General features: G+C 67.8%; 15 protein-coding genes, 1 tRNA gene and 1 riboswitch. Of the genes, 8 read left to right on the forward strand and 8 right to left on the reverse strand.

All coding sequences use genetic code 11. The annotated features are described in order from the left end of the window. Nucleotides 1–22 precede the first annotated feature (22 nt). Nucleotides 23–1,057: a tetratricopeptide repeat protein gene (locus H556_RS0113555; protein WP_024354958.1), complete on the forward strand. Its 1,035-nt coding sequence runs from the start codon at nt 23–25 to the stop codon at nt 1,055–1,057. Nucleotides 1,058–1,064: 7 nt separating this feature from the next. Here H556_RS0113555 and H556_RS0113560 read toward each other — a convergent pair whose 3' ends face one another. From H556_RS0113560 to rlmN, 3 genes are all read right to left on the reverse strand, one after another. After that, entirely contained in the window at nt 1,065–1,889 is an 825-nt protein-coding gene (locus tag H556_RS0113560; protein ID WP_024354959.1) for a S1 family peptidase, read from the reverse strand. 10 nt (nt 1,890–1,899) lie between these two features. After that, nucleotides 1,900–2,343 carry a DUF350 domain-containing protein gene (locus H556_RS0113565; RefSeq protein WP_029673662.1) on the reverse strand — a complete coding sequence of 148 codons (444 nt, stop codon included), beginning with the start codon at nt 2,341–2,343 and terminating at the stop codon, nt 1,900–1,902. Between the two features lie 128 nt (nt 2,344–2,471). After that, nucleotides 2,472–3,635 (reverse strand): dual-specificity RNA methyltransferase RlmN, encoded by a 1,164-nt coding sequence (gene rlmN, locus H556_RS0113570; RefSeq protein ID WP_024354961.1) that lies wholly within the window; start codon nt 3,633–3,635, stop codon nt 2,472–2,474. A 114-nt stretch (nt 3,636–3,749) separates the two neighbouring features. Beyond that, nucleotides 3,750–3,932, forward strand: a riboswitch (yybP-ykoY riboswitch). Between rlmN and H556_RS0113575 the strand changes: the two genes are divergently transcribed. Further along, nucleotides 3,915–4,532 (forward strand): manganese efflux pump MntP, encoded by a 618-nt coding sequence (locus H556_RS0113575; protein ID WP_245559497.1) that lies wholly within the window; start codon nt 3,915–3,917, stop codon nt 4,530–4,532. (Overlaps the previous riboswitch by 18 nt.) A gap of 92 nt (nt 4,533–4,624) precedes the next feature. Beyond that, a complete protein-coding gene (locus tag H556_RS0113580; protein ID WP_024354963.1) occupies nt 4,625–4,852 on the forward strand; it encodes a hypothetical protein in 228 nt (75 codons plus the stop codon). 74 nt (nt 4,853–4,926) lie between these two features. On the opposite strand, the gene H556_RS0113585 is transcribed toward H556_RS0113580, so the two are convergent. After that, nucleotides 4,927–5,003, reverse strand: a tRNA-Met gene (locus tag H556_RS0113585). A gap of 194 nt (nt 5,004–5,197) precedes the next feature. On the opposite strand from H556_RS0113585, the gene H556_RS0113590 reads away from it, so the two are divergent. The 3 genes from H556_RS0113590 (at nt 5,198) to H556_RS0113600 (ending at nt 10,081) form a co-directional block, all read left to right on the forward strand. Further along, a complete protein-coding gene (locus H556_RS0113590) occupies nt 5,198–6,427 on the forward strand; it encodes a PQQ-dependent sugar dehydrogenase (protein ID WP_024354964.1) in 1,230 nt (409 codons plus the stop codon). A 238-nt stretch (nt 6,428–6,665) separates the two neighbouring features. Beyond that, complete coding sequence (locus H556_RS0113595; RefSeq protein WP_024354965.1) at nt 6,666–7,871, forward strand: acetyl-CoA C-acetyltransferase; 1,206 nt, start codon at nt 6,666–6,668, stop codon at nt 7,869–7,871. A 17-nt stretch (nt 7,872–7,888) separates the two neighbouring features. Further along, complete coding sequence (locus H556_RS0113600; RefSeq protein WP_024354966.1) at nt 7,889–10,081, forward strand: 3-hydroxyacyl-CoA dehydrogenase NAD-binding domain-containing protein; 2,193 nt, start codon at nt 7,889–7,891, stop codon at nt 10,079–10,081. A gap of 244 nt (nt 10,082–10,325) precedes the next feature. On the opposite strand, the gene H556_RS0113605 is transcribed toward H556_RS0113600, so the two are convergent. From H556_RS0113605 to H556_RS0113615, 3 genes are all read right to left on the reverse strand, one after another. Further along, nucleotides 10,326–11,144 (reverse strand): TIGR02186 family protein, encoded by an 819-nt coding sequence (locus tag H556_RS0113605; RefSeq protein ID WP_024354967.1) that lies wholly within the window; start codon nt 11,142–11,144, stop codon nt 10,326–10,328. Next, nucleotides 11,144–12,067 (reverse strand): sulfite exporter TauE/SafE family protein, encoded by a 924-nt coding sequence (locus H556_RS0113610; protein ID WP_024354968.1) that lies wholly within the window; start codon nt 12,065–12,067, stop codon nt 11,144–11,146. The genes H556_RS0113605 and H556_RS0113610 overlap by 1 nt, the downstream gene beginning before the upstream one ends. Nucleotides 12,068–12,186: 119 nt before the next feature. After that, entirely contained in the window at nt 12,187–15,003 is a 2,817-nt protein-coding gene (locus tag H556_RS0113615; protein WP_245559499.1) for an SEL1-like repeat protein, read from the reverse strand. 244 nt (nt 15,004–15,247) lie between these two features. On the opposite strand from H556_RS0113615, the gene H556_RS0113620 reads away from it, so the two are divergent. Together H556_RS0113620 and H556_RS0113625 are read left to right on the forward strand one after the other, a co-directional pair. Next, nucleotides 15,248–15,466: a hypothetical protein gene (locus H556_RS0113620; protein WP_024354970.1), complete on the forward strand. Its 219-nt coding sequence runs from the start codon at nt 15,248–15,250 to the stop codon at nt 15,464–15,466. 61 nt (nt 15,467–15,527) lie between these two features. Then, nucleotides 15,528–16,034: a pyridoxamine 5'-phosphate oxidase family protein gene (locus tag H556_RS0113625; RefSeq protein WP_024354971.1), complete on the forward strand. Its 507-nt coding sequence runs from the start codon at nt 15,528–15,530 to the stop codon at nt 16,032–16,034. A gap of 44 nt (nt 16,035–16,078) precedes the next feature. Here H556_RS0113625 and argF read toward each other — a convergent pair whose 3' ends face one another. Beyond that, on the reverse strand, nt 16,079–16,996 hold the full coding sequence (argF, locus tag H556_RS0113630; protein WP_024354972.1) for an ornithine carbamoyltransferase: 918 nt from the start codon (nt 16,994–16,996) through the stop codon (nt 16,079–16,081). Between the last annotated feature and the right edge of the window lie 50 nt (nt 16,997–17,046).

Below are 17,046 nucleotides of genomic sequence, written 5' to 3' on the forward strand. Positions count from 1 at the left end.
CTGGAAATCGGAGAACCGTATTATGCTGAAGACCGGATACGCCACCCTGCTGGCGGTCGGAACGATCTGGCTGGCCGGGTCGCCCGTACAGGCGCTCTCGCCCGCGCAGAACTCTCTGGACGACGCCTTGGCGCTGCTCCGGACCGATCCCTCTGCAGCCATCGCCGCACTGGAGCCTCTGGTCGCCGCTGGCGATCCCGAGGCGGCTGCTTCCCTGGCTTCCGCGCTGGAGATTACCGGAAGCGACCCTGAGCGATCAGAACGCCTCTGGGCGCAGGCTCTGCGAGACGGATCGCAGAACGCGCGACTGAACATCGGCATGCGGCGATTGATGAACGATGACCCTGCCGACGATGCGGAAGCCATAGCCTGGCTCAATGGTCTGGACGCGAAGTATCAGCCGGCCGCCGCCTATCCCTTGGGCCGGGCCTATCTCTTCGGCGCGGGCGTCCAACAGGATCTGAAAAAGGGAACCCGGCTGATACAAACAGCCGTCAGGACGGACCCCGGCAATGTCGACGCCCAGTTCCTATTAGGACGCGCCTATCAGAACGGCTGGGGCGTGCCGGTCGACGTCGACGCCGCCCGCACCCACCTGACCCTTGCTGCGGACAGCGGCGATCCGCGCGCCCAATGGAACCTCGGCATGCTGCTGCTGGACGGCGGGGCGCCCTCCGAGCTTGCGACAGCGTACCGCTACGTTCGTCAGGCTGCGGAACAGAATTTCGAAAGCGGCATGATCTCATTGGCGGTCATGCTGGCCGTGGGACAGGGCGTGACGCCCGATCCCGCCGAGGCTCGCCTCTGGTATGCGCGGGCGGCGCAGAACGGCTCGGCCCACGCCCTGCTTGCTCTGGGCATGATGATCCTCGTCGGCGAGGGCGGCGCCAGCGACCCGGTCCAGGGCGCAGCCTATGTCGAGTTGGCCGCAGAAGGCGGCGACGCCAACGCCGCGATCCTTCTGAGGCAGTTCGCCAAGCCCCTGTCTCAACTTCCCCGCGCCGACATCGACGCCGCCAAGGCGAAATGGGTCAAGGATCACGGCGCGCCGCGCTAGGCTCCATTCACGTCGTCAGACACACCACCTGGGCGACGCGCAGGTCGCGGCGCAGGCGGTCAGACACGGCGCCGTAGTTCTGGGTCGTCACCGCCTGACCCAGGGCCGCTTCGTCGGCGCGCTGCTGGGCGCCGACCGCAGGCACGAAGGTGTCGGGCGCCGTGGTGTAGATGCGGCCTCGCCGGGGCGACTCGGCGATGGTCACGCCCAGCACCCGGCCGCGCCGGTCCAGCACCGGCGCGCCCGACAGGCCCGACAGCGTGCCTTTCAGGCCGCGCGTACGCCCGGCCTCGGCCCAGGCCAGGACCGGCTCGTCATAGGAGCGATGGCCGCGGATCTTCAGCGTTTCGCGACCGATCAGGCGCGAGGCGACCTCGCCCGGCTGGCCCTGCGGGAAACCCGGATGGAAGGCGCGCTGGCCCTTGTACAACGGCGCCTCGGCCGCGATCGGCAATGCGGGCGGTCCGCCGTCGGTCAGCAACAGGGCCACATCCGCCCGCGCCGCCAGCCTCACGTCAGCCGCCAGAGCCCGAGTCTTGTCGATCACCAAAGCGGGCTTGCGGCACCCTTCAACCACATGGCGGGCGGTGATCCAGCGTCCGTCTCCGGCGATGGAGAAGGCCGTGCCGGACACAGGCTCATGCTCGTCGGACGTGTCGACGGTGACGGAAGGATCGAAAGGCGTGATTGGTCCCAGCAGCGGACCGGACGCCTCATCTGCGTGTTGGTCATGAGGGGCGTCGGCGCGCTCGCCCCGGTTCAGAGAGGCGATCAGGATCACCGCGATGACGGCTGCGTAGATCGTCCAGTCGGGAAGGTGGGGAAAGCGCAAAGCCGCCCCCTCAGCCCGTCAGGCCGGCCGCCAGGATCAGGGCGGTCGACAGCTTGGCCCCGGCCAGGACCACGGCGGCGGAGACTTCGCCCTTCTCTATCCGCTGCGGCAGGCCGTGCAGCAGGAAATCGACGACGCGGAAGGCCAGCAGTTGCAGCACCACCGTCGCCACGCCCCATATGGCGATGTCGCGGATCGAGTTCGACACCGAAAGGGACACCGCCAGCGGGACCGCCAGCCCGACCAGCACCCCGGCAAAGGCCACGGCGGCGGCCGGGTTGCCCTGGCGGATCAGGGCGATCTCGCGCCACGGCGTCAGCAGGGCGTAGACCGCCGCCCCTGCCGCCAGAAGGCCGAAGGTCACGGCCAGATGCAGCATCAGGATCGGAAAGCCCGTCGCAAAGGCCTGGAGTTCAGGCGTCGACAGCACGCCCGGCAACGACGAGGTCTCCATCACGACGAACCCTAGCCTCCCGATCTGAAGAGGAACGAAACCAAAACATCCTTGCCCGAAAGCTTGACCCTTCCGCTAGGGCGCCCGCGCCACAGTCGGCGGACAAAGCGTCCGGGCGGGCGATGACCTCAAGCCGCGTCGACCGCTTCGCGTTCGGCCTTCAGGCGCGCCGAGGCCCGCAGCTTCTCGCTTTCGGACTTCAGCTGGCCGCAGGCGGCCAGGATGTCGCGGCCGCGCGGGGTCCGGATGGGCGAGGCGTAGCCGGCCTTGTTCAGGATGGCGGCGAAGGTCTCGATCGTCTTCCAGTCCGAGCACTGATAATCGGTGCCGGGCCAGGGGTTGAACGGGATCAGATTGACCTTGGACGGAATGCCCTCGATCAGCTTGATCAGGGCCCGCGCCTCGGCCGGGCTGTCATTGACGCCCTTCAGCATGACGTATTCGAACGTAACCCGGCGCGCGTTGGACAGGCCGGGATAGGCGCGGATGCCCGCCATCAGCTGTTCCAGCGGATACTTCTTGTTCAGCGGCACCAGCTGGTCGCGCAAGGGGTCGTTGGTGGCGTGCAGGCTGATGGCCAGCATGGCCGCCGTGCGCTCGCCCAGGGCGTTCAACTGCGGCACCACGCCCGAGGTCGACACGGTGATCCGGCGGCGCGACAAGGCGATGCCTTCGTTATCGGAGATGATGTCGATGGCGTTGGCGACGTGATCCAGATTGTACAGCGGCTCGCCCATGCCCATGAAGACGATGTTCGACAGCCGACGATCTTCCTTGGGCGAGGGCCACTCGTCCAGATCGTCTCGCGCCACCTGCACCTGGGCCACGATCTCGGCCGTCGTCAGGTTGCGGACCAGCTTCTGCGTGCCGGTGTGACAGAAGGTGCAGTTCAGCGTGCAGCCGACCTGGGACGAAACGCACAGGGCGCCCGCCCGGCCCACGTCGGGGATGTAGACGGTCTCGATCTCAATGCCCGGCGCCGTGCGGATCAGCCATTTTCGGGTGCCGTCCTTGGACACCTGGCGCTCGACGATCTCGGGACGGGCCAGGGTGAAGGCCTCGGCCAGCGCCGCGCGGGTATCCTTGCCGATATCGCTCATCAGGGCGAAGTCGGTGACGCCGTAGTGGTGGATCCAGCGCCACACCTGTGATGCGCGCATCCGTGCCTTCTCCGGCGGACAGATTCCGGCGTCGATCAGGGCCTGGCGCAGTTCGTCACGCGTCAGACCGCTGAGGTTGACGGGCGTCTTGGCTGAAGCGCTGGCGCGCGAAAGATCGAGCGTGATGCTCAAGGGCGGATGTCCTGCGGCGAAGAGTTGAGGCGGCGGCGTCTATCACAGATGGGGCGTCTTGTCGCCTTTGGCCATTCGGGGCCATGTGCGGGTTGATAGACGGCGAACGAGGCGCTAGAGGGGCGGCCGTTGGGGAGTAGCTTCCGACATATCCCAGTCGGGATCGCGTCAACATACTTGCCTTAAGAGGCATGGCGCGATCAGCGGATTTTGTTTCCGCCTAGCGAGACCAGCATGCTGCACCCGTGGGGCCGGCCCGCGTGTGGAGCGTGCTGTCATATGCCCGGCCGAGTTCCCGTCTCCATCATGATGTCCCCGTTCGCCATTGCCGTGCTGTCGCTCAGCATGTCCGCCGACGCCTTCGCCGCCGCCATCGGTCGCGGCGCCCAGCATCGCCCCACCCTGCCCCAGGCCCTGCGCTCTGGTCTCGTGTTCGGCGTGGTCGAAGCGATCACCCCCCTGATCGGCTTCGCCCTGGGCGTGGCCGCCGCAGGCTTCGTCGAGGCGGTCGACCACTGGATCGCCTTCGGCCTGCTGGGCGCGGTCGGCGCCCGGATGATCTGGGAGGCGCTGAAGCGCGACGAGGATGCGACAGAGGCGACCGCTCCCGTCGGCAAGGCGGTGTCGCGCGGCCTGTTGGCCCTGATCGCGACCGCCGTGGGCACCTCGATCGACGCGGGCGCCGTAGGCGTGGGCCTGGCCCTGCTGGAAGCCAATATCTGGCTGATCGCCTTCTGCATCGGCTTCACCACATTCGTCATGGCGAGCATCGGCCTGTTGATCGGCAAGGCGGCGGGAACGCGGCTGGGCAAGGTCGCCGAACTGCTCGGCGGCCTGGCCCTGATCGCCCTGGGCAGCAAGATCCTGTTGGAACATCTCGGCGTTCTGGCTGGTTAAATCAGCCAGAAACCGGCTTTGCGCTTGCCGCCCGCAGGCGTTAGCGGAACCATCGGCCCTGACGCCCCAAGGCCGCACCAAAGGAGACGCCCATGCGCCCGCCCATTTTGCTCATCGCCGCCATCGCAGCGCCTCTGGCTCTGGCCGGATGCGCGACCGGCCGTGGCCTGCCGACCTATCAGGAAGAAATGACCAAGCTCGACGCCGAATGCGTGGCGCGCGGCGGCATCCTGTCCCCCAGCGGCATGCAGACGGGTCGCCCTCAGACCGACTATCTGTGCAAGATCGCCGGCGGCGCATCGAGGCTTCCACATAACTGAACCCCGGCCTTGAAGCCCGCACGCGCGGCACGCCAGACCAGCCGCAATCCAATATCCTGAAGATGAAGAATCCGTGGTGGTTGGAGGCGGGATCGAACCGCCGACCTGTGGGTTATGAATCCACCGCTCTAACCATCTGAGCTACCCAACCCCATACGGAGCATCTCGCCGGATCGAAACGACCCTGAGCGCGAGAGGGGTGCGTATATCGCCGCCTTCCGTCCGGTTCAAGCCGCTTCGACATGGATTTCGTGCGGGACCATCGGTCGCGGCGTCTTTCGGCTCGCGTAATGCGTTGCGAGCCTGCATCTTCGCCATCCAAAGCCACGCTGTACAGGAGCGGCCATGCGCCCCGCCCTCTTCGCCGTTTCCGCCGCCGCCCTGCTTCTCGCCGCCTGCGGCGCCAATGGACAGAGCGAGGCGCAACCCGCCGCCACCGGCGCCCCGGTCGAGACGCGCCCACCCAACAACCCGGATCAGAAGCCCGCGCACGAAGGCCAGACGCGCGCGCCGTCGGTCAGCACCGCCATCGCCATGCAACACGCCGTCGTCGCAGAGGGGCTGGAGCATCCCTGGGGCCTGGCCCTGCTGCCGGACGGCCAGTGGCTGGTGACCGAACGGCCCGGCCGCATGCGCGTCGTCAGCGTTGAAGGCCAGATCGGGTCTCCGATCAGCGGCCTGCCCGCCGTGGCGGCGCGCGGCCAGGGCGGCCTGCTGGACGTGATCCTCAGCCCGACTTTCGCCCAGGACCGGACCATCTACTGGTCCTACGCCCAGCCGCGGAACGGCGGAAACGGCACGGCCGTGGCGCGCGGGCGCCTGTCGGACGACCTGAGCCGCATCGAAAACGTGCAGGTCGTTTTCCAGGTCAAGGACACCTATGACGGAGACAAGCACTTCGGCTCCTCCCTGGTCTTCGGCCCGGACGGCAAGCTGTACATCACCATCGGCGAGCGCTCGGACAAGCCGATGCGGCCGACGGCCCAGAGCCTGACCTCGCACCACGGCAAGGTCATCCGCATCAACGCCGACGGCTCGGTTCCGTCCGACAACCCCTTCGTCGGCCGCGAGGGCGCCCTGCCCGAGATCTGGTCCTACGGCCACCGCAACCCGCAGGGCATCGCCGTCCAGCCGGGAACTGGCGCGGTCTGGAGCATCGAGCACGGCACGCGCGGCGGCGACGAACTGAACCTGGAGAAGGCGGGCGCCAATTTCGGCTGGCCCGGCGCGGCCTACGGCATCGAATACAACGGCGACGCCATCCCCGGCGCTGCGACGACGCAGGAAGGCACTGTCCAGCCCATATACTACTGGGACCCGGTGATCGCGCCGGGCGGCATGGTCTTCTACGACGGCGCCATGTTCCCGGATTGGAAGGGCAACGCCCTGATCGGCGGTCTGGGCAGCAAGCACCTGGTCCGGCTGGTGCTGCGCGACGGCCGCGTGGTCGGCGAGGAGCGCCTGCTGACCGGTCTGGGCGAACGCATCCGCGACGTGGCGGTCGGGCCCGATGGCGCCGTCTGGGTCGTGACAGACGAGGAGAACGGCAAGCTGGTGCGGCTGGCGCGCCGCTGAGGCTGAAATGACAGGGCGGGCCGCATGAAGCGGCCCGCCCTTTTCACATCTGGCGACCTCACGCGCCTTGTTACTTGACGTTGACGTAAACGTCGGCTTTCTAGCGGCCTGAGTTTCAATTCCAGACGCGATGATCGGACCCGTCCGCCCACCGCCTCCCAACCAAGACCCAACCGTCCCTCAAGCAGTTCGCTGCCGCGCAGCGAACGGTAGGGACATCAAAGAAGAGAGACGCTCCATGGCCGACGCCTATATCTACGACGCCGTGCGCACCCCGCGCGGCAAGGGCAAGAAGGATGGCAGCCTGCACGAGATCACGGCCCTGAGCCTTGCGGCCCAGGTCCTTGAAGCGCTGCGCGACCGCAACGGGCTGGACACCTCCAAGGTCGACGACGTCATGCTGGGCGTGGTGTCTCCGGTCGGCGAACAGGGCGCGGACATCGCCCGCACCGCCGTCCTGACGGCGGGCTGGAGCCAGGAAACGGCGGGCTATCAGTTGAACCGCTTCTGCGCCTCGGGTCTGGAGGCCGTGAACGTGGCCGCCGCCAAGGTGAAGTCGGGCGAGGCGAACATGGCCGTCGGCGGCGGCGTCGAGGCCATGAGCCGGGTGCCGATGGGTTCCGACGGCGGCGCCTGGCCGACCGACCCGTCCTCGGCCTTCCCGACCTATTTCGTGCCGCAAGGCGTCTCGGCCGACATGATCGCCACCAAATACGGCTTCAGCCGCGATGACGTGGACGCCTATTCGGTCGAAAGCCACAAGCGCGCCGCCAAGTCGTGGGCCGAGGGCCGCTTCGGCAAGTCGGTGATCGCGGTCAGGAACCAGCTCGGCCTCATCCAGCTGGATCGTGACGAAACCGTTCGTCCGAACACGGACATGCAGACGCTGGCGGGCCTGAACCCCTCGTTCGCCATGATGGGCGGCATGGGCTTCGACGCCGTGATCGGCCAACGCTACCCCGAAGTCGCCAGCGTCAACCACGTCCACACTCCCGGCAACTCGTCCGGCATCGTCGACGGCGCCGCGGGCGTGCTGATCGGCACCAAGGAAATGGGCGAAGCGCTGGGCCTGAAGCCGCGCGCCAAGATCCTGGGCGGCGCCTCGATCGGCTCTGAGCCGTCGATCATGCTGACCGGCCCCGAGCCCGTCACCCGCAAACTGCTGGGCAAGCTGGGCATGCAGCCGGGCGACATCGACCTGTACGAACTGAACGAGGCCTTCGCGGCCGTGGTGCTGCGCTACATGCAGGCGCTCGACATCCCGCACGACAAGATCAACGTCTGCGGCGGCGCCATCGCCATGGGCCACCCGCTGGGCGCCACCGGCGCCATGATCCTGGGCACGGTGCTGGACGAGCTGGAGCGCTCGAACAAGTCCACCGCCCTGGCCACCCTCTGCATCGGCGCCGGCATGGGCACCGCCACCGTCATCGAACGCGTCTGATCCGGGAGCATATGACCATGGAAAACTTCAAGATCGACATCGACGCTGACGGCATCGCCACAGTCGCCTTCGACGTGCCGGGCCGTTCGATGAACACCCTGACCGGCGCCGTCATCGCCGAGATCCCGGCTCTGGTGGAGAAGATCAAGACCGACGACGCCATCAAGGGCGTGATCATCACCTCGGGCAAGCCGACCGGATTCTGCGCCGGTGCGGATCTGGGCGACATGGCCTCGGGCATGCTGGCCGGCGGCGGCGACCTGCAGAAGGCGTTCGACACCGGCTGGGCGCTGAACGGCGCATTCCGCCAGCTTGAGACCTCGGGCAAGCCGGTGGCGGCGGCCATCAACGGCCTGGCGCTGGGCGGCGGGCTGGAGTTCACCCTGGCCTGCCACTATCGCGTCGTCGAGAACGACCCGAAGATCCAGTTGGGTCTGCCCGAGATCAAGGTCGGCCTTTTCCCCGGCGGCGGGGGCACCCAGCGTCTGACGCGCCTGATCGGAGTGCAGAACGCCCTGATGCAGATGGCCGAGGGCAAGTCCTGGCGCCCTAACGACGCCAAGGGCGCCGGCGTCGTCCATGAGGTTGTCGAAAAGGGCCAGTCGGTCGAAGCCGCCAAGGCCTGGATCAAGAACGGCGGCAAGGCCGTCCAGCCGTGGGACGATCCCAAGTTCAAGATCCCCGGAGGCGGCCCGCACCATCCGGCGGGGATGCAGGTCTTCGTCATGGGCAACGCCATCCTGCGCAAGCAGTCCTATGGCAACTACCCGGCCGTGCTGAACATGATGAAGGCCGTCTATGAAGGCGTTCAGGTGCCGATCGAGGCGGGTCTGCGCATCGAGACGCGCTACTTCATCAAGACCCTGATGACGCCGCAGGCCCAGGCCATGATCCGCAGTCTGTTCCTGTCCAAGCAGGAGCTGGACAAGGGCGCCGTGCGCCCGGCGGGCGTGCCCAAGTCCGACCCCAAGAAAGTCAGCGTCCTGGGCGCCGGCATGATGGGCGCGGGCATCGCCTATGTTCAGGTCATGGCCGGCATCGAGACCGTGCTGATCGACCAGACGCAGGAAGCCGCCGACAAGGGCAAGGTCCACGTCGAGGAGTTGCTGAAGAAGCGGCTGTCGCGCGGTCAGATGACGCAGGAGAAGTATGACGCCACCCTGGCCCTGGTCACGGCGACGACGGACTATGACCTGATCAAGGGCTCGGACCTGGTCATCGAGGCCGTGTTCGAAAACCGCGAGATCAAGGCCGACGTCACCAAGCGCGCCGAGGCTCAGCTGGCCGTAGGCGCCGTGTTCGGCTCCAACACCTCGACACTGCCGATCTCGGGTCTGGCCGAGGCCAGCGTGCGGCCGGAAGACTTCATCGGCATCCACTTCTTCTCGCCCGTCGACAAGATGATGCTGGTCGAGATCATCATGGGCGAAAAGACCGGCGACGCGGCTCTGGCCAAGGCGCTGGACTATGTCCTGAAGATCAGGAAGACGCCGATCGTCGTCAACGACAGCCGCGGCTTCTACACCTCGCGCTGCTTCTCCACCTTCCTGATGGAAGGCATGGCCATGCTGGAAGAGGGCTATTCGCCCGTGCTGATCGACAACGTCGGCCGCATGACCGGCATGCCGCGCGGCCCGCTGGAGATGCACGACGACGTGGCGCTCGACCTGTCGTACAAGATCGCCAAGCAGACCCGCGAGGATCTGGGCGACAAGTATGTCCCGACCGAGGGCGAGCAGATCGTCGCCACCATGGTCGAACAGGGCCGCTATGGCCGTAAGAACGGCAAGGGCTTCTACGACTACGACCAGAAGCCCAAGGTCATCTGGCCGGGCCTGGCCGAACTGGCCCCGACCACCAAGAGCGACGCCTTCGGCGAAAGCCCCGAGGCCCTGGCCGCCATCGACGAGCTGAAGACCCGCCTGCTGTATCGTCAGGCGGTTGAAGTGGCCCGTTGCTGGGAAGAGGGCGTCATCGACGACCCGCGCGAAGGCGACCTGGGCGCCATCCTGGGCTGGGGCTTCGCGCCCTGGACCGGCGGCCCCATCACCTTCATCGACCAGACGGGCCTGAAGGCCTTCGTGGCCAAGGCCGACGAACTGGCCGCCAAATACGGCGACCGCTTCAAGGTTCCGCAGCTCCTGCGCGACATGGCCGCCAAGGACGAAACCTTCTACGGCCGCTTCGCGCCGGAGAAGAAGGCGGCCTGAGGCTCGGCCGCAGACTGAAACGACAAAGGGCGGCCTTCGCGGGCCGCCCTTTTTGTTGGCGCTACGCTCGCAACGCGGTCGCTCGCCGCTTGTGGCCTCGCCCTACTTCCCGCTCATCCCGGCGGACGCCGGGACCCAGTGAGAGCCACGTGCTCAGCCTTTAAAGAAGTCCAAGATTTCCACGCCCTACGCATGAAGCCAAAGAACTGGATCCCGGCGTCCGCCGGGACGAGCGGAAAAGGGGTCACCTGCTCCGAAACACCCGCGACGCCGCATAACCCGTCATCGCCGCCAGGATCACGCACAGCACGCCATAACTCCACGGGCGGCGGTGGGCGAACTCATAGATGTCGCGCTCCAGTCCCACCTTCTCGACCGTCAGGGTCAGGTTGGACACCGACACCGGCGCCCCTTCCTGAAACAGCCAGACCTCGGCGTAATACTTCCCCGTCGGAGCCACGGCGGGCAGTTTGACCTCGGCGCGGAACAGTCCCCGGTCGACGAACTCCACCCCCTTGGGGTCGGTGTCGTAAAGGGCCGCCGCCTCCTTCAGCCGGATGACGGCGCGGCGCCAGTCCAGATAGTCTTCGCCCAGACGGCTGACGACCACGTCGCGCACGCCATAGCGGGTGACGGTGCGGGCCTCTTCTGGCGCGTCGATGCGCAGGTGGTCGACGCCCACGCCCAGGCGACGCAGCTGGCCGAAATCGGCGATGTCGCTAAGCGGCCGCGTCGAGGCGGTCATGTAGAAGCCGGGCGCCCCCTCGAACAACACCGGGCGGCTGTTCAGCCATACGCCCATGTTGCGCGCCTTCTTGACCAGACGCACCGGCGCGTCGGGCCCGCGCACCACCACCACCACGTCGGCGGGCGTGTCGGTCGGGTTGAACACGGCGCCGTAGAGGACGATGGACGCCCCCCGGAAACCAGAATCCACATCCACCCGTGCGTCGGTCAGGGCGGCGGCGACCCGCACCTCCTCGGTCGTAGCGGCCGAGCGTTCGATGATGATCTCGGGCGCCGCAATCTGGGGCGGCGGTTCTGGCGGCAGAACCTGAAACATCAGTCCGCCACCCCCGGCGCCAGCAGGAACAGATCGCTGGGCCGCACGAACAGTTCCAGCCCCATCTGAATGCCGACCAGCAGAACGATCAGCCCCAGGGCCGCACGCATCTCTTCGGCGCGGAACCGGCCCGACAGGCGCGCGCCGTACTGAGCCCCGACGACACCGCCCAGCAGCAGGATGGTCGACAGGACGATGTCCACCGTCTGGTTGCGCCCGGCCTGAAGCACGGTGGTGATGGCGGTCGTGATGATGATCTGGAACAGGCTGGTGCCGACCACCACGCTGGCCTTCATCCGCAGGACATAGAGCATGGCCGGCACCAGGATGAAGCCGCCGCCCACCCCCATGATGGCCGACAGAATCCCGGCGAACACGCCCAGTCCGAACGGCGGAATGGCGCTGATATAGAGGCCCGAGCGCGGGAAGCGCATCCTGAACGGCAGGCCGTACAGCCACATGGGGCGGCGGCGCTCCTTGCGCGGCGGGGTCTCGCCCCGGACGCGATGCAGGATCTGCGTCAGGCTCTCGTACAGCATCATGCCGCCGATGGAGCCGAGGAACAGCAGGTAGGACAGCGACACCACCAGGTCGGCCTGACCCAGCAGACGCAGGTAGCGGAACAGTTCGACCCCGGCGAGCGCGCCCAGCGCCCCGCCTACCGCCATGATGCCGCCGATGCGGTAATCGACCGCCTTCATGCCGGAATAGCGGATGACGCCCGAGGTCGAGGAGGCGACGACGTGGCTGGCCTGGCTGGCCACCGCCACCGTCGGCGGAATCCCCAGAAACACCAGCACCGGCGCCATCAGGAAACCGCCGCCGATGCCGAACAGGCCGGACACGAATCCGACCAGCGCCCCCAGCATGACCAGGAGCGGCCAGTTCACCGAGACTTCGGCGATCGGCAGGTAAATATCCACGGCACGCGCCTTCGGCTGGAAGGACAGGCAATCGGCGCCGGAAAGGCGACTAGGCCTCTGGTCTTAGCGGCCCCTGCGGCGAACCGCCACCCCCGGCCGCGCCTGTTTGCGCGCGGCCTCTACGCCAGCGGCGGCGCGGTGAAGGCGTCGGCGGCCTCGCGGGCCTTGCGGCGTTCGACAGCCGACAGGGCGGGCGTCAGGCGCTGCACCGAGGCCAAGGCCTGCTGATCGCCGCGACGGGCCGCGATCATGTACCATTTGAAGGCTTCGGTGCGATTGGCGGCGACGCCCTGATCGCCCTGCTCCAGCATCTTGGCGACGTTGTACTGGCTGTCGACGCGTCCGGCCTCGGCGGCCTTCTTCAGCCAGGTCAGGGCGTCCGGCCCGCTCTTGGCGCCGCCCACCCCGTCATAAAGCTGCATGGCGTAATGGTGCATGGCCTTGGCGTCGCCGCCCTCGGCCGCACGACGGGCCCAGGCGCGCGCCTCGGCGTCATCGACCGCCAGCCCGGCCTGACCTTCCTGATAGAGCATGGCCAGACGCAGTTGCGCCGGCGCATAGCCCAGATTGGCCGCACGCGTCAGCGGTTCGACGCCCGCCTCGTCGCCGTTGTTCAGCATCAGACTGGCGCGAGCGAACAAAGAGGCCCCCTCCATCGCAGCCGCCTCGGGCGACGGCACGGCCTCGGTCGGCACGGCGTCCAGCGCCACAGCGGCGATAGGCGCATCCAGCCCGGCTTCCGCATCCGCTGTACCCGCCGCAACGCCGGGCACGCTCACGCCGGGGAAGCGCAGGCCCGCGCCCTCGGCCACCTGCAGGCTGGCGTAGCCGCCGCCGACCACCAGGGCCGCCACGGCCGAGGCGCCCATGGCCTTGCGCATGGTCGAGCCCTGACGGCCCGCCTGCTTGTCCAGACGCTCCTGCAGCTTGGACTTGCCGCCGCGCTTCTTGAGACCGAAGCCGGAGCGGGCGCCGTCATCGGCGGCCTCAGGCGCCATCGCGGCGCGCGCCGCGTCCAGCACGTCGCGCGTCGTCGTCGGCTCCTCGGCGACCGTCGCACGCGGCGCGGGATCGACGAACTCCAGTTCCGCCGCAAAACCGTCGTCATCGTCCAGCGTCAACGGACGGTCACCCGCCGTCGCGGCGCCCGTTTCGGGACGGGCGAAGACATCGGCCGCCGGATCTTCGAACGCCGCCAGAATGTCGCTGATGTCAGCGCCGCCAAAGGCGTCCGGCGCATGGAGCGAAGATGAGTCCGATGCGGTCTCGGCGGGCGCTCGGCCGAACGGCGCCGCGCTCTGTCCCGGCTCCAGGAAATCGGCTTCGAGCGGGTCGGCGAAGACGCCGTCGTCCGGATGGCGTTCAGTCTGGGTCGGGAAGGGTTCGGCCTGAACGGCGCCCGCCAGCGGGTCCTGCGACCAGGGCTCGACCGGGTCGGAGAAAGCGGCCGCGCGCCAGTCGCCGCTGGGGCTCTCAGCGGGGGTCCAGGGCGCGGGTTCAGCGCTTTCCAACGGAACGTCGCGGCGTTCGGTGCGACCGGCGCGCTGCTCGATGCTGTCGCGAGCCTCGGCCAGCAGGCGCGCCGTGCGCTCCTCGCTCTGACGCATCCGTTCAGCCAGGTCGCCCGAGGCGCGCTCGTGGCGCTGATGCATCTTGTCGGTGCTTTCCGCCAGACGGCGGCCGATGTCGTCCAGCGCCTGGGCCGAGCGGCGCTCGGACTGGGCGATGCGTTCGCCGAGCCTGTCGGAAATACGGGCGATCTCTCCGCCCAGCCGCTCCAGCGCCAGGGCGTGCTGATCATCAGCCTGGGTCAAGCGCTGATCGACCGCCTGGGCGTGGCGGGCCAGATCGCGCTCCAGCTTCTGCTCCAGCGCGGCGACACGCATGTCGGACGCCCCTGCGCCTCCCGCCTCTACCTTCTCGACCCGACCGTTGAGGTTGCGGGCGATGCGCATGATCTCGCGGCCCATGCCCTCGACGGCGACGACCGAGCGCTGCTCGGCGGCGCGGGCCTGATCGCCGATGGCGGCCAGTGCGCGCTCGATCCGTTCGACGCGTCCTTCGGTCTCGGCCGCATCCAGACGACGCATCATCTCGGCGCGGCTGGATTCGACCTGCCGGCTCAGGCTCTCGGCCAGCTTTTCAAAGCGCGATCCTTCGCGCGCATGATCCGGCTCGATGCGGCGCTCGGCGTCGCGCATCCGCAGGTCCAGCGCGGCGAACGACCGCTCCAGCCCCTTCAGGGCTTCGGAGGTCTGCGACTGGGCGTCGTCCAGACGCGCGCCGACCTGCGACAGCAGCGAGGTTCCAGCGCCCGGCCCGACCGCCTTCTCGACGGCCTCGATGCGGTCGCGCAGTTCGCTGACGCCCGCCCGCTGGCGCTCGTCCATTTCATACAGGCGGGTGGAGACGGCGGTCAGGGCCGCGTCCAGCCTGTCTAGCCCCTCGCGCGCTTCGGTTCCGGCGTCCTGCTCCAGACGGCGCAGACGACGATGACCTTCGCGCAGTTCCTCGGCGATGTCGTCGATGCGGCGCGCCTTGACCGCCTCGGCCTCGTCCTGCGTCTCCAGCCGACGCACCAGACCGGCCACGGCCTGATCAATGCCCTGAATGGCCAGGGTCGAGCGACGTTCGGCCGCCTCCAGACGCTCGGCGATCACTTCCAGCGAAGCGCCCATCCTGCCCATGCTTTCATGGCGGCCTTCATCGCCATAGACGTCGTCCAGACGGCGCGAGCGGCTGCGGCGGTCATAGGGGTCAGGAATGGGCGACCGACGCGGCAGGGTGGCGACGCCGTCGTCCTCGTCCGGCTCGTCCATGATCATCGAATTCAGCCACTCGCCCAGGGTCATGCCCGAGCGACGCGCCAGATCCTTGGCGATCTCGCGCGCCTTGGGGTCGATGCCCTTCACGCTCCACGGCGCCGCTGCGGTCACTGATTCGCCTCCCGACCCATGGCGCGAACGGTATCCTTCCAGATAAAGCGTGTAAACGTGTCGTTAACCGCAAGATGTGGCGCCTCGTCACGAAACGCCGACGGCAGCCGACACGGCGCTGATGCGCCTGACATGGTTAATGCCGCGTTTAGATTAACCGCGCATCAAGAAATACGGCCAAGCTGCAGATCGTGGACAGCGGGACGCTTGCATCCCGCCCTCGGGCGCCCCAACTGCCGCGGTCATGGACGCCACGCTCACCCTGATCCTGCTGATCGCCTCCGTGGCGGTCGTCGTCTTCGCCGGATGGCGCGGAGCGCGACCGACAGACATCACCCGCGGCCCCCGCATGATGCCGTGGCGCTTCATCATGCTGCTGGCGGCTGCGCTGGTCTTCTTCCTGCTGATTCATCTGATGGCGGAGCTCAGCGGGCGCCCCCTGCCCGCCGCGCCGCCTTTCTAGCGGAACGCTCCGACGCCTGGCTGGTTGTCTTGTCTCCCCCGCCGACAGACAGGAGACGAGCGTGACCGACAGGGAACTGACGCCCCACGAAGCCGAAGAGGCTTTCTGGAAAAGCCTGAAGTCCAGCAATACCGGCATGCTGGGGCTGGACCGTCCCGGCTATCACAGCCAGCCGATGACCGCCTTTCGCGAAGCCGAAACCGGAACCATCTGGTTCTTCACCCGCGACGACACGGACCTGGCGCGCGACGCGGCCGCGCCGGGACAGACGGCCATGTTCAGCTATGGCGCCAAGGACCAGAAGGTCTGGGCCTGCATTCACGGCGCCCTCTCGGTGCACGGCCACGACCGCGAGGTCATCGAGCGTCATTGGAACCCGGTGCTGGCGGCCTGGTATCCCGAGGGCAAGGATGATCCGCGCCTGACGCTTCTGCGCTTCGACGCGGACGACGGCCGTATCTGGGTCAGCGACGGCGGCCTGATGAAGTTCGCCTTCGAAATCGCAAAGGCCAATCTGACCAAATCCTTGCCAGACGCTGGCGACGTGGTCGACGTCAATCTCAGCTAGGCGCCTGGCCCGCCCACAAGCAGGGCGAAGCGCGTTAGGGCTTCCTAAAAAGCTCCGAAGCACCAGGCCAGGACCGCCTTCTGGGCGTGGAGGCGGTTCTCGGCCTCGTCCCAGATCAGCGACTGCGGGCCGTCGATGACGGCGTCTGTCACCTCTTCGCCCCGGTGGGCGGGCAGGCAGTGCAGGAAGACGGCGTCGTCGGCAGCCTCGGCCATCAGGGCCTCGTCGACGCTATAGGGCTCGAAGGCCGCCAGCCGGGCCTCATAGTCCTGATCCCCCATCGACACCCAGGTATCGGTGACGATGACGTCGGCGCCCTTGACCGCCTCGCGCGGGTCGCTGGTCAGGTGGACGCGGGCGCCGCCCTTTTCCAGATCGCGCAGGTCGGGGTGGTATTCCGCCGGGCAGGCGACGTGCAGGTGGAAGCCGAACTTGGGCGCGGCGTGCATGAAGCTGTGGCAGACGTTGTTGCCGTCGCCGATCCAGGCGATCGTCTTGCCCTCGATCGGGCCGCGATGCTCCTCGATGGTCATCAGGTCGGCCAGGATCTGGCACGGGTGGCTGCGGTCGGTCAGGCCGTTGACGACCGGTACGGTCGAGACGCGGGCGAAGCGCTCGACGTCCTCATGGTCGTTGGCGCGGATCATAACGGCGTCGACCATGCGCGACAGGACGCGGGCGGTGTCCTCGACCGGCTCTCCTCGACCCAGTTGCATGTCCGAGGCGGTGGCGATGATGGACGCGCCGCCCAGTTGGCGGATGGCGGCGTCAAAGCTGAAGCGGGTGCGCGTCGAGTTCTTCTCGAAGATCATGGCCAGCACGCGATCCTTGCCCGGCGCGTCGGCGTCGGCGCGGCCCTGAGGCCAGCCCTTGCGCGCGCGCTTGCGGGCGTGGGCGTCGTCCAGAATGGCGCGCAGATCAGCCGCGTCCAGGCGGTGGATGTCGAGGAAGTGACGAACCATGACCAAGCCTTCTCCCTCCCCTTGATGGGGTGGTCCCGCAGGGACCGGGC

The organism is Brevundimonas naejangsanensis DSM 23858, assembly GCF_000421705.1.
Taxonomy (GTDB): Bacteria; Pseudomonadota; Alphaproteobacteria; order Caulobacterales; family Caulobacteraceae; genus Brevundimonas; species Brevundimonas naejangsanensis.